This is a genomic window from Streptococcus sp. 1453, assembly GCF_013276955.1.
GTDB lineage: Bacteria > Bacillota > Bacilli > Lactobacillales > Streptococcaceae > Streptococcus.
Genome location: NZ_VMLZ01000024.1, coordinates 15,133 through 27,958 on the forward strand (window position 1 = coordinate 15,133; position 12,826 = coordinate 27,958).

The window sequence follows — 12,826 nt, forward strand, 5'->3', positions numbered from 1 at the left end:
GAAAATCTCTTCAAACCACGTCAACGTCGCCTTGCCGTATATATGTGACTGACTTCGTCAGTCTTATCTGCAACCTCAAAACAGTGTTTTGAGCAGCCTGCAGTTAGTTTCCTAGTTTGCTCTTTGATTTTCATTGAGTATTAAAAATGGTCAGAAAGATAATGTTGGGAAGGTTTTCTACCAATTAGGGTCAAAATTCCCCTATCTTCAAGATGCAAGAAAGCATCCTTGACCTTTTTCTTAGAGTAATGATGGTTGGACTGATTGGCCAGTTGGATGATGCTTCTATCTTCTATGCCATATCTCTTATCATCGACAAAGAGCTTGGACTGAGCGAGGAGAAACAAGATGTATTTCTCGACTTCTTCCAGCCCTTCTGTTTGCTCTATCTTAACTTTATAGCGATGCAGTTGCTCTTGTTTTTCAAGGAGGGTTTGGATAATATTTTCCTGCCCTTCCTTGATAAAAGTCAATAAAGTTTCAACGAAGAAGGTAGCATCGGCACGGTTGAGATGATCACCAGTATTCCTAAAAGCCTTATAATAGTCTTGCTTATGGTGATTGATTTGTTGGGACAAAACCAGGCCTGAGAATTTATCGAGCTTTCTAGACAAGTACTTGGCAAGGATATAGCGGCCTGTCCGACCGTTCCCATCGTAGAATGGATGAATATTTTCAAAAAAATAGTGTCCGGCACAAGCCTTGATAAGGTTTGGGATAGAATGGTCGTTGATAAAACGAATCCACTCTGTCAGCATGACCTGAATCTGTTCCTCCTTTTGAGGTGGGATATAGATGACTTTGCCAGTCTTGTCGTCTTGGATAAAGACCGATTTCTGTCTAAAAAACTCTCCATCGAGTTCATCCTCTGGCGATATTTCTCCCTGTGTTAATTGGTCATAAATCCCTCTGATATCTTCAAGAGATTGGATTTGGAGAAATTCATCCTTCAAGATTTGTTGGTACATTCGCAAGGTGGAAAGATGTTTGACTTGTTCGGTCTTATAGGGGTCTTCCTCTAGGAGTTTCTCCACATCGACCAACTCTTTACGAGTTGTATGGATACCTTCGATTTCATTTGTGGAAATAATCGATTGGTAGAGTTGTTCTTTATAGAACTGATCGTGGGCAATCTTGGGGAGGGTATCAGCTATTTCGCTAATTCGTTGAGACTGCTGTGAGATAGTTTCCATTAGTTGGGAAATCCCAAGATGCAGGGTTACAAATAGAGGGTATTGACTTGTTTTGACAGTATCGCGTTGCATTAAATGAGGATAAAGAGATGTTCTAATGGAACTGTATCCTTGTAAGCGTAGTTGATACTCTTCCTCATATTGGTCACGATGACTGTAGTATATTTTTCTAAGTTCTCTATAGTTCATATGTAGTCATCCTCGCATTTTAACGTTTTTTAACATTATATCACAAAATCAGCCCTTCTATTGTTTCAAAATAGGCAAAATTGAAGAATAGAATAGCATAGTTGCCTATCTAAAGTGCAAAAATAGCTAAAATTGAACAATAGAAATGATAGATGGACATTCTAAAGTGTAAAAACTGCCAAAATTGAAGAATAGAAATCAAAAAAGAAAATCTAAAGTGTAGAAATAAGAAAATGGAGTAATAGAAAGGGGGATATAGTGGAGAAATTATTTATTATCGGAAATGGTTTTGATATGGCACATGATATGAAGACGAATTATCTATATTTCAAAAAGTTTGTTTATCAGCAGGCTTATGGGAAAGATGAACTTTTAGAGTCGTTGCAAACAGTAAAAGGAATTTGCGACTTTTTTAGGGAAAAGGATATTGAAATTCAAGAACAACATCAATGTGCTAAGGAAGATGAGTTGAGAGACATATATGGATATTCTCTGCCTAAAATTAGAAATGGTCAGTTAGATAGATATGAACGGTATCAATTTATTTATCGACATATGATGCAGTTAATGGGATTAGAAAATTTTTGGTCTCAGTTGGAGCGTGATTTAGGTTGGATAAATGAGGTGAAAATTATACCGCCATCTTGTGTGCCAGAAGATTTAGTAACATATTCTGAGGAGCTGGCAACGATTCTTGAAAAATTTCTAAGAGCAGACATTGAAAACTTATTTAGGGAATGGGTCCAATGTTTTGTTCTTGACTGGGATAATATGCCTTCTAATCTAAAAAAACTAAAACGAAAGAAATATGTTGAACACAATAAAAATGCCTACTTTTTAACTTTTAATTATAGTATGTTGTTAGAGGATTTCTACGGTATAAATTCTGAACAAATATGTCATATACATGGAAGCATTTCTGAAAATAAGCTAATATTTGGACATAATCGTGAAATGGATTCTTATGATAAATTTAGACAAAATAACCCAACTGAGGTACGTGACTTTCTTCATAATTTAGTTGATTTGACTAGAAAGCCTGTCCATCAGCAACTTAGAAAACATGAATACTTTTTCAAAAGTTTAAGTTCTATCAAAGAAATCTATTTCATTGGTTTTGGTATTCGGGATGAGAATGGAGTGGATGCTCCGTACTTTAAAGTAATTTTTAAACAGGCACCGGATGTAAGTATTTATGTAGACCAGTTTGATAAGGAGAATGAATATACTATTAAGAAAATACTTAAGGCATGGGGAGCTCGTAAAGCTTATCAATTGCAATTTATAGATACAGATAAAGACGAATTAGTTGGAGGAGTAATATGACAAAGAAACCAAGTTATCGCTTTGCGGGTTATACCGAATCTTGGGAAGATAGTAAGTTAGGGGAATGTACAAAAATATCTGCTGGTGGAGATCTTGAAAAATCTAAATTGTTGAATAACGGTAAATATCCAGTGATTGCAAATGCTCTTACAAACGATGGAATTGTTGGGTATTATAATGATAGTTATAGAATAGATGCTCCTGCAGTTACAGTAACAGGTCGAGGTGATATTGGAGTAGCAAAAGCTCGCAATGTCAATTTTACTCCTGTTGTTCGTCTTTTATCATTAAAGTCAGAACATGATGTTATTTTTTTAGAGAATGCTATAAATATTCAAAATATTGTAATTGAATCAACTGGAGTTCCCCAGCTAACTGCCCCACAGCTAGGAAGATATAGGATTTCCTTCCCTTCCCTCCCCGAACAAACTGCCATCGGTTCTTTCTTCCAAGAGATTGACCAGCTCATCAGCCTTCAACAGCGTAAGTTAGAGGTGCTCAAAGAGCAGAAGAAAACCTACCTCAAACTCCTCTTCCCAGCCAAAGGACAAACCAAACCAGCCCTTCGCTTCGCAGGATTTGAAGATGAGTGGAAGGAAGTGAAGTTGGGGGAAGTTACGAATAGGTATGATAATTTAAGAGTTCCAGTTTCAGCAAATGAAAGAATTTCTGGGGATACTCCATATTATGGGGCTAATGGGATACAGGATTATGTAGATGGTTATACACATGATGGCGAGTTCATTCTTATTGCCGAAGATGGTGCAAGTGATTTAAAAGATTATCCAGTACAATATGTAAATGGAAAAGTTTGGGTAAATAATCACGCTCATGTTATTCAAGGTAAAAAAGATTTGATAAACAATATTTTTTTACTATTTGCAGTAAAACAAATTAACATTGAACCTTTTCTAGTGGGAGGAGGGAGAGCGAAGCTAAATTCGGATATAATGATGAAACTTCCTCTATATCTTCCAACCCTCCCTGAACAAGAGGTCATCGGTTCTTTCTTCCAAGACCTAGACAAGGCCATTGGCAAGCAAGAGGAAAAAGTCAACCAGCTAAAAGAAAGCAAACAATCCCTACTCAGAAAAATGTTTATCTAAGATACTAAGACCGTCAAAAGCTCAGTAAAAATAGGAAACTGGGACAGTCTTCGATGAAGACCAGACAGTTTGTCTTTTTTACCCAGCTTTTAGGTCGTGTTCGATTATCTAAGATACCAAGACCTCAGAAAGCTACACTAAACGAATAAAAGTAGAAATTGATAGGAGACCCTATGTCACAAACAGATTTATCAAGAGAACTCTACCAATCCCTCTGGAATGCGGCAGATATCCTGCGTGGCCAGATGGAAGCCAATGAATACAAGTCCTACCTCTTGGGCTTGATTTTCTACAAGTACCTATCCGACAACATCCTCCAAGCCGTCTGTGATAACTTGGACGAGCCCTTTGTGTCCTTCCAGCAAGCGCAACTTCTTTACGAGGAAAACTTTGCGGATGCAGATGTCCGTGAAGACCTCATTGAGGTCTTAAATGACGAGCTGGGCTATGTGATTGAGCCTTCTCTAACCTTTACCAAGCTGGTTCAGTCTATCCATGAAGGAACCTTCCAGCTAGAGTCTCTAGCCCAAAGTTTCCGTGATATTGAGCAGGCCAATGAAAAATTTGAAAATCTTTTTGAAGATATCGACCTCTATGCTAAAAAGCTAGGCAACACCCCACAAAAGCAAAACAAAACCATCTCTGAGGTTATGAAACAGCTCAACGACCTCAATGTCTCTGGTCATGCTGGTGATATCTTGGGTGATGCTTATGAGTACTTGATTGGCCAGTTTGCCAGTGATTCTGGGAAAAAGGCTGGAGAGTTCTATACACCTCAAGCAGTCTCTCACCTCATGACTCAGATTGTCTTTGCAGGGCGGGAGCATCAAAAGGGGATGTCGGTTTACGACCCGACCATGGGTTCTGGTTCTCTCTTGCTCAATGCCAAGCGCTATAGTAAGGAAGCTTCGACGATTTCTTACTACGGTCAAGAGTTGATTACTTCGACCTTCAACCTTGCTCGTATGAATATGATGCTTCATGGGGTTGCGATTGAGAACTATCACCTCAGCAACCAGGATACCCTAGACGAAGATTGGCCGACTACCGAGCCGACAGACTTTGATGGGGTTTTGATGAACCCACCCTATTCGCTGAAGTGGTCAGCAGATAGTGGCTTCCTGCAAGATCCTCGCTTTTCAAGTTATGGAGTTCTTGCACCTAAGTCTAAAGCAGATTTTGCCTTCCTTCTTCATGGTTTTTACCACCTCAAGTACAATGGTGTCATGGCTATTGTCCTTCCTCACGGAGTTCTCTTTCGAGGAGCAGCCGAGCAAAAGATTCGTCAACACCTGCTAGAAGAAGGCGCTATTGATACAGTTATCGGCTTGCCAGCAAATATCTTCTACAACACCTCTATCCCGACAACTATTATTATCCTTAAAAAGAATCGCACCAATAAGGATGTCTTCTTTATCGATGCCTCAAAAGAGTTTGAAAAAGGGAAAAATCAAAACAATATGACCGAAGACCATATTGCTAAGATTTTGGAGACTTATCAAAAACGCGAGAATGTCGAGAAGTTCGCCCATTTAGCCAGCTTTGAAGAGATTGTCGAAAATGACTACAACCTTAACATTCCACGCTATGTAGATACCTTTGAGGAAGAACCCGTTGTTCCCCTCACCGACCTTGCAGACCAACTCGCAGAGATTGATAAAGAGATTGGAGAGGTAGAAACCAGACTCGCACACATGCGCAGCCAGCTAGTAGGCACAACACCAGAAGCCCAAGCAGAATTAACCGCCTATCTTGAAAAGTTGAATGAGATTTAGAGAGTAGGGGAAGAGTGAAAAGACGCAGGCCGATTTGAGCCTGCGTTTTGGTTTCCGAAAATTTGGGAAAAGACAATATTATTTCAAAAATTTTTAGGAATGAAAATAAAATATTTAATATTTAGTCATGAAATCTCCAAGATTTTTGATTTGTTGTTTAATGATGTGGTATTGTTCAGTTGAGCTTTTAGGGAGAACATATCTTGTAGATCGTCCCTTACCTTCTATCTCAATATACTTTTTATTTTGTAGAGATTTCAAATTTTCTCTAAATTTATACTCAGTCATGAGAGAATTTTCGAGGACATCATTTTTAGTAATACTACCATTTTTAATGATATATTCAAGTATTATCTTTTCATTATCTGATGTATTCGCATAAGAAGACAATAAGTCTACTTTCCAGATTGTAACAACAGTACTATCAAAGGTAGTGCTTACCTCAGGGATTTTTAGTTTATACTTTTCGGAAATATCAAAAATTTTTGGTCCACCTGATCCAGCTTTTTCGGACATCCCAATTCTACGGAATAATGAAGAGATTGTACTATTTCGCGTTTTGGAAGTTCCGCCATGTATAAATTCGGGAATAGAAATTTTCATCTTACCTGGATTTTTAAATTCATAGAAGTCTTGATAAGCTGTAATAACTATAGGAGAATCAAAGTCATAGTAAGCATGCATTAAGCAGTTTACTAAAGCTTCACGTATAGATTCAGATAGGTCTTTCTTGAATGGTAAACGGTGGGCAGATTCGTTATTAAACTCAAATCTATCATTTGTTGTAGTAGTTAATTTCTTATATGCTAAATTGAAAAAATCAAACATGTTTAAATCAGGGTACATCATATCCCCTGTTGAAATTCTATCGTTCCACCTAGTTGAAAGGGAGGTATCTTTTTCAAAATAGTCTAATTGAAATTTGGGATAACGAGAAATGATAGAATTGTACTTTCCAAAAAATATTAGTCCTCCTGCGGTTAATTTATATGTATTATCAATCCTGTCTTTTTTAAATACACCAATTTCGATTAGAAAATTTCTCAACGAAATGCTATTATATTTTGTATTACCAGTAAGTTCAATTAATAATTGCTTGTAATGTTTTATTGTATCTAAATTTAAATCATTTTCGTCAAAATTATTAAGTAACTCACTATCAATATCATCATGAGAACTAGTCATCAGATATTTAAGTTCTTCTTTATCAAGTCGAACATCGCCTTCACCTAATCTTTTATATGACTCACGATAATCATTTTTTAGATGGACGGGTTTTTGGTGAGGATTCGCTTCTCTTACAGTGATTACCATGAGTTGTTTATTTTTGCCTGGAATATCAATGTATTCAATATCATTATCTGTAAGTAAGTTACAACTAACTTTTTGTTTGTTTGCGACTAAAGCGAATAAATTATCTCGTATTTTTTGAGGATTATTGACTCCTTGGTAGGGGTCAATATTTTTTTCGTCTATCCCGAGAATTATTTTCCCGCCATTTGTATTTGCAAATGCTGAGTAGGTTTCCCAGAAAGATTCTGGAAGATCGTTTTTAGCTTTTTTGTATTCTAAATCAACCCCTTCAAATTTTAAGTCCATATTTTCCCTTCCTAAAATATAATGTTGCTTAAATTTATTTTTTTAAATGATTGTCACGCGAAAAAGTAAATTTGATAGATAATTAAAATCTTTGATTTCATCGTATTTCTAAGATATATTTTAAAATATTCACGCGAAAATCACGCGAAAATCGCGCGAATATTTGTAATCAAAATTCAATTGAAAAATGTAGAATTTTCAATAATAAAATAGATGGATTTAAAATCTATTTTATTATAACACAGAGATAAGAAAAAATAGATAGTGAGACGAGTTTAAATAGGATTACTCGTTATGAAATGTTAATTACTTTTGATGGCTTAACAAATATTATCAATAATGTAGTCATTCGAATGATTCTCATTGCAATGTACTGAAATTAACAAAAAGAAAAAACGCTTGAATCAGCGTTTTTCTTCTGTATTGATTCGTATTGAATGCTTACTTAACTTCGGTAAACACAACGTGTTTGCGAAGTTTTGGTGAGTATTTCTTCAATTGAAGACGGTCTGGAGTGTTACGTTTGTTTTTAGAAGTAAGGTACAAGCGTTCACCAGATTCTTTGTGTTCAAGTGTAATATTTATGCGCATGGTATCTCCCTTCTATTATTCAGCTGATGCAGCTTTAGCGATTTTACGTCCTTTGTAGTATCCTTTAAGTGATACACGGTGAGAACGTGAGTAATCTCCAGTAGTTTCGTCAAAGTTTACAGATGGAGCTGTTACTTTGTAGTGTGTACGACGTTTGTTTTTCTTCGCTTTTGAAGTGCGACGTGCAGGTACTGCCATTTTGATTTCTCCTTTAGGTATTTATATTCGATTCAATCTACTGATTTTCATCAACCATACTAGGATAACACATTTTTTTTGTAAAGTAAAGTTACTTGACAAAAAAAGATGAAAAAATTCTCCTGTCAGACCTAGCAGACAGGAGAAGGTGTTAAATATCAATCTCAAATGGTTCGTCAATGGTTTCTGATACGTATTTTCCGTCTTTCTTCCGTTGTTTGACACATTCTGTAAGGAGTTATTCGACTTGCCCATTGACTGAACGAAAGTCATCTTCTGCCCATGAGGCGAGTGCAGCGTATAACTTTGTTGAGAGTCGAAGGGGGATATGCTTTTTTTAGCTTCAACCATCTTTAGTAAAGACTTCCTGTGTTGACAATTGGTTGTGCATCATGATTGCCACAGAGGACGACTAGGAGATTTGAAACCATAGCAGCTTTTCGTTCTTCGTCAAGCTCTACCAATTCCCCTTCATTGAGCCGTTCTAGTGCCATTTCAACCATTCCTACAGCACCATCTACAATCATCTTACGGGCATCAATAATGGTAGTAATTTCTGTAGCATAAGCTAGGTAAGTGATACGTGCTTCAAGGATTTCCTAAGCAGTCATTGTCATTTGATGATTTAGCTCCTAAAAAAGGAGATTTTGTGCTAACATCACCACTTTGTCCAAGTCGAGTGTGGTTTGCAGGGTTGACTGCTACGCTGAAGGGATTGACAAAGTAAAAGCCAGGTTCTTTGATGGTACCTGTATAGTTACCAAAGAGTGTCAGAACCATAGCCTCCTGAGGTTTGACAACTTTTAAACCAGCATGAGTTAGCGTTGCAATTACGATTAGTAAAGGTCCGATAATAATTCCAAAAATGTTTTCCGAACCAACACCCATTTTAAATATAAAGATACCAAGTACGATTGTCAACTCAATGAGAATCAATGCTAATACACCATTTGGTTATGAATTGATTAGTTTTTCAGTCATAAGAATGACCTCTGTTATTTGATATCTAAATGATATCATTTTGTTTTTAAAAATTAATAGAAAGTTGACAAATAATCACTAAAAAGTTTCAGCCCAATAATTACTTATAGGAAGTGAGATTATATTGTGCTGAAATACTCTTTTATTCTTATAACTTTTACACTATAATTGTAGTTAGAAAGGAAGAGAAATGTTTGATTATAGAGCACTAGTTATTTTGATGACTTTGATGGATCATTGTGAGCTATCATTATATGAATTATCTGTTAAGGTGAGCTTACCTATAAAGGAAGTCAAAGAAGGAATAGATTATTTAGTGCCTTATCTAGCTAATAAAGGGATAGTGCTGGATAAAAAACAAGGTCGCTATAGTTTATCAAATCGTACGAAGCAGTCTTTGACAGATATTATTAAGTCGGATGAATTGGTTTTACCAAAGTCGACTCGCTTAGCATTAATCTATCTTTACACTTTTTGCCGATTAGATTTTATATCGAATAATCATTACCAAGACTTTTTGAAAGTAAGTAAGAATACAACCTTATCTGATATTCAATCATTAAGAAAGATTATGTTGGATAATGATTTGGAGCTAGGGTACAGTAGAGCAAAAGGTTATACTTTACACGGTTCAGAGTGGAATAAGCACCGTTTAGCTTTTCAAATGGTTAGTGAGTTGCTGGAATCCTCCATAGGGATTTGGGGGTTGGATTATGTTTTATCCAGTTGGGGGTATTCATTAACTTATGATTTGATTGATCAGGTAGTTAAAGATTATTATGAAAAGCTACAGATAGTACCTATTGTTAATCAATTAAAAGTTTGCCTTTTCGGTTTAGTATTCATTATATGTAGGTATCAAAGGGATGTTGAAAGAGTATGTCTTTCAGAGACATTAGTATCTCCTATTATTCAAGATATAACGACTATTTTATTAGATACAGTAGTTGATTTGGGAATTATAGATACGGTATTTTCAGAGGATGATTATCGCTATGTCACAGTTTTATTATCAAGTTGCTTTGAAGGTGAAGTAGATGTTGCTCCGGTTTACTTTAATCAATTAACAGAGGCTATTATAAGTAGAATGGAAGATATTTCTTTGTTACATTTTAAACAAAGAGAAGTATTGAGAGAAAATCTTCGCCGCCACCTTATACCGGCTTACTATAGATTAAAGTTCGGCTTACCTAGTTCAAATGAATATGTGTTGCATGTTAAAGAACATTATCCTGATTTATTTGAACTAGTAAAAGATTCTTTGACTCCCTTGATGGACGCTATTGACAAACCCATACCTGATAGTGAAACAGCATATTTTGTTGTCCATTTTGGAGGTTATTTAAAGAATGCAGATACTTTGCCTCAAAAATGTTATAAAGCAGCAATTATTTGTCCTAATGGGATTAGTTCTTCATTGATGTTAAAAGAAAATCTATTAGCATTGTTTCCTCAAATTGAATTTATAGGGACTTCAAAGATTGACGATTTACCGGCGAAAACTAGTAGTGACTATGATATGGTTTTTTCTACTATAAAGGTAGAGACAGAGAAGCCAAATTATCTAGTTTCCGTTATGATGACTGAAGAACAAACAACTCAATTAGTTGAATTGGTATCAAAAGATTTTCCGGATACAGGTTATCAAGATATTGAGCTGAATCAGATAATTAGTATAGTAAGACGATATAGTGTAATCACACAAGAATTAGAGTTGAAATTAGCATTAAAGCGATATCTCTATCAAGAAATGAATAGAAAGGAAATGTTACCATTGTTAGAAGAATTAATTACAAAAGAAACCTATCAGGTTAGTTCGAAAAAATTAGGATGGAAGGAGGCGATTCGTTTAGCAGCTAAACCGCTTTTGGATCAACATAAGATAACTGAGAACTACCCTGAGGCAATGATTCAAAAAGTAGAAGAGTTTGGACCTTTTATTAATTTAGGGAAGGGAGTAGCAATTCCTCACGCTCGACCAGATGAAGGCGTGAATGAAATAGGAATGTCAATGTTAGTTTTGGAAGAGCCGATTTATTTATTGGATAATCCAGAACAAGAGGTAAGATTGTTGATTTGTATTGCAGCCATTGATAATGAGAGTCATTTAAAGGCTTTGTCACATTTAACAACAATTTTAAGAGATAAAAATCATGTTCAAGCTTTAATTTCATCAAAAAACTATGATGACATTAAAATGATAATTAAACAGGAGGATTAGATAATGTTAAAAATTGGTACAGCTTGTGGTTCAGGATTAGGTTCAAGTTTTATGGTACAGATGAATATTGAATCTGTATTGAGTGATTTGAATGTTTCAGATGTAGAAGTTGAACATTATGATTTAGGTGGAGCAGATCCAAATGCAGCCGATATTTGGATTGTTGGTCGTGATTTAGCTGATTCAGCTAGTCATCTTGGAGATGTTCGTATTTTAAATAGTATTATTGATATGGACGAGCTACGAGAATTAATTACTAAAATTTGTGAAGAAAAAGAACTTATATAGGAGGCTAGCGTCATGATGAAGTTCATATTGGATATTGTTAGTACACCAGCTATTTTAGTAGCTTTAATTGCAATCTTAGGATTAGTTCTTCAGAAGAAGAAATTACCTGATATTATTAAAGGTGGAATTAAGACTTTTGTTGGTTTCTTAGTTGTATCTGGTGGTGCAGGAATTGTGCAAAATTCTTTGAATCCATTTGGTACCATGTTTGAACATGCTTTTCATTTATCTGGAGTTGTACCGAATAATGAAGCAATTGTAGCTGTAGCTTTAACAACATATGGCTCAGCTACTGCAATGATTATGTTTGCAGGTATGGTGTTCAATATCTTAATCGCTCGTTTTACTCGATTTAAATATATCTTTTTAACAGGGCACCACACTCTATATATGGCGTGTATGATTGCGGTCATTTTATCAGTTGCTGGCTTTACTAGTTTGCCTCTTATCTTACTAGGAGGATTAGCACTCGGTATTATTATGAGTATTTCTCCAGCATTTGTACAAAAATATATGGTTCAATTAACTGGAAATGACAAGGTAGCTTTAGGTCATTTCAGTTCTTTGGGATATTGGTTGAGTGGTTTCACTGGTAGCCTTATCGGTGACAAATCAAAATCAACAGAGGACATTAAATTCCCAAAGAGTTTAGCTTTTTTACGTGATAGTACTGTTAGTATTACTTTATCTATGGCAGTTATTTACATTATTGTAGCTATCTTTGCAGGGTCAGAATATATAGAAAAAGAAATCAGTAATGGTACAAGTGGTCTAGTTTATGCTTTACAATTAGCAGGTCAATTTGCAGCAGGTGTATTTGTTATTTTAGCAGGTGTTCGCCTTATTTTGGGTGAAATTGTTCCAGCCTTTAAAGGTATCTCAGAGCGTCTCGTACCTAATTCAAAACCTGCTTTGGATTGTCCGATTGTTTATACTTATGCACCTAATGCAGTCCTAATTGGATTTATCTCTAGTTTTGTTGGTGGTTTAGTAAGTATGGCAATTATGATTGCTTCAGGAACGGTTGTCATCTTACCAGGCGTTGTGCCTCATTTCTTCTGTGGAGCGACTGCAGGTGTCATCGGGAATGCATCTGGTGGTGTTCGTGGAGCCACTATTGGAGCATTTTTACAAGGTATTTTAATTAGTTTTCTTCCAGTCTTTTTAATGCCAGTTTTGGGAGGACTTGGTTTCCAAGGGTCAACTTTCTCAGATGCAGATTTTGGTCTATCAGGAATTATTTTAGGAATGTTGAATCAATTTGGCTCACAAGCAGGTATTGTTATTGGTCTTGTTCTTATTTTAGCAGTTATGTTTGGAGTATCCTTTATTAAAAAGCCATCTGCAAAGGAGGAATAA

General features: G+C 35.8%; 10 protein-coding genes and 2 pseudogenes. 6 read left to right on the top strand and 6 right to left on the bottom strand.

The genetic code is table 11. From position 1 onward, the window contains the following. Positions 1 to 140: 140 nt before the first annotated feature. Entirely contained in the window at positions 141 to 1,382 is a 1,242-nt protein-coding gene (locus HW098_RS09850; RefSeq protein WP_176139988.1) for a Fic family protein, read from the bottom strand. 258 nt (positions 1,383 to 1,640) lie between these two features. On the opposite strand from HW098_RS09850, the gene HW098_RS09855 reads away from it, so the two are divergent. The 3 genes from HW098_RS09855 (at position 1,641) to HW098_RS09865 (ending at position 5,589) form a co-directional block, all read left to right on the top strand. Further along, positions 1,641 to 2,708 (top strand): AbiH family protein, encoded by a 1,068-nt coding sequence (locus HW098_RS09855; RefSeq protein ID WP_176139989.1) that lies wholly within the window; start codon positions 1,641 to 1,643, stop codon positions 2,706 to 2,708. Next, entirely contained in the window at positions 2,705 to 3,814 is a 1,110-nt protein-coding gene (locus HW098_RS09860; protein ID WP_176139990.1) for a restriction endonuclease subunit S, read from the top strand. The genes HW098_RS09855 and HW098_RS09860 overlap by 4 nt, the downstream gene beginning before the upstream one ends. Positions 3,815 to 3,987: 173 nt before the next feature. Further along, positions 3,988 to 5,589, top strand: coding sequence for a type I restriction-modification system subunit M (locus tag HW098_RS09865; protein WP_176139991.1), 1,602 nt, complete (start codon positions 3,988 to 3,990; stop codon positions 5,587 to 5,589). A gap of 114 nt (positions 5,590 to 5,703) precedes the next feature. On the opposite strand, the gene HW098_RS09870 is transcribed toward HW098_RS09865, so the two are convergent. The 5 genes and pseudogenes from HW098_RS09870 to HW098_RS10660 form a co-directional block, all read right to left on the bottom strand. Further along, a complete protein-coding gene (locus HW098_RS09870) occupies positions 5,704 to 7,188 on the bottom strand; it encodes an RNA-binding domain-containing protein (RefSeq protein WP_176139992.1) in 1,485 nt (494 codons plus the stop codon). 441 nt (positions 7,189 to 7,629) lie between these two features. Then, positions 7,630 to 7,779, bottom strand: a complete 150-nt coding sequence (gene rpmG / locus HW098_RS09875) for a 50S ribosomal protein L33 (protein WP_176139993.1) — start codon at positions 7,777 to 7,779, stop codon at positions 7,630 to 7,632. 15 nt (positions 7,780 to 7,794) lie between these two features. Continuing rightward, positions 7,795 to 7,977: a 50S ribosomal protein L32 gene (rpmF, locus tag HW098_RS09880; RefSeq protein ID WP_000290417.1), complete on the bottom strand. Its 183-nt coding sequence runs from the start codon at positions 7,975 to 7,977 to the stop codon at positions 7,795 to 7,797. Between the two features lie 151 nt (positions 7,978 to 8,128). Beyond that, positions 8,129 to 8,305 (bottom strand): annotated as a pseudogene (locus HW098_RS09885) (PTS ascorbate transporter subunit IIC). 25 nt (positions 8,306 to 8,330) lie between these two features. Further along, positions 8,331 to 8,913 (bottom strand): annotated as a pseudogene (locus HW098_RS10660) (hypothetical protein). A 235-nt stretch (positions 8,914 to 9,148) separates the two neighbouring features. Here HW098_RS10660 and HW098_RS09900 point away from each other — a divergent pair. The 3 genes from HW098_RS09900 to HW098_RS09910 are packed head-to-tail and all read left to right on the top strand — an operon-like array spanning position 9,149 to position 12,826. Then, the gene (locus HW098_RS09900; protein WP_176139994.1) at positions 9,149 to 11,179 is read left to right on the top strand and encodes a BglG family transcription antiterminator; all 2,031 of its coding nucleotides are present in this window, start codon (positions 9,149 to 9,151) and stop codon (positions 11,177 to 11,179) included. A gap of 3 nt (positions 11,180 to 11,182) precedes the next feature. Then, on the top strand, positions 11,183 to 11,467 hold the full coding sequence (locus HW098_RS09905; protein ID WP_000912473.1) for a PTS sugar transporter subunit IIB: 285 nt from the start codon (positions 11,183 to 11,185) through the stop codon (positions 11,465 to 11,467). A gap of 12 nt (positions 11,468 to 11,479) precedes the next feature. Continuing rightward, a complete protein-coding gene (locus tag HW098_RS09910) occupies positions 11,480 to 12,826 on the top strand; it encodes a PTS ascorbate transporter subunit IIC (RefSeq protein WP_000975289.1) in 1,347 nt (448 codons plus the stop codon).

Coding starts and splice junctions, on each gene's coding strand:
- HW098_RS09850 (WP_176139988.1), bottom strand. CDS start 1,382: ATGAACTATAGAGAACTTAGAAAAATATACTACAGTCATCGTGACCAA.
- HW098_RS09860 (WP_176139990.1), top strand. CDS start 2,705: ATGACAAAGAAACCAAGTTATCGCTTTGCGGGTTATACCGAATCTTGG.
- HW098_RS09865 (WP_176139991.1), top strand. CDS start 3,988: ATGTCACAAACAGATTTATCAAGAGAACTCTACCAATCCCTCTGGAAT.
- HW098_RS09870 (WP_176139992.1), bottom strand. CDS start 7,188: ATGGACTTAAAATTTGAAGGGGTTGATTTAGAATACAAAAAAGCTAAA.
- rpmG (WP_176139993.1), bottom strand. CDS start 7,779: ATGCGCATAAATATTACACTTGAACACAAAGAATCTGGTGAACGCTTG.
- rpmF (WP_000290417.1), bottom strand. CDS start 7,977: ATGGCAGTACCTGCACGTCGCACTTCAAAAGCGAAGAAAAACAAACGT.
- HW098_RS09900 (WP_176139994.1), top strand. CDS start 9,149: ATGTTTGATTATAGAGCACTAGTTATTTTGATGACTTTGATGGATCAT.
- HW098_RS09905 (WP_000912473.1), top strand. CDS start 11,183: ATGTTAAAAATTGGTACAGCTTGTGGTTCAGGATTAGGTTCAAGTTTT.
- HW098_RS09910 (WP_000975289.1), top strand. CDS start 11,480: ATGATGAAGTTCATATTGGATATTGTTAGTACACCAGCTATTTTAGTA.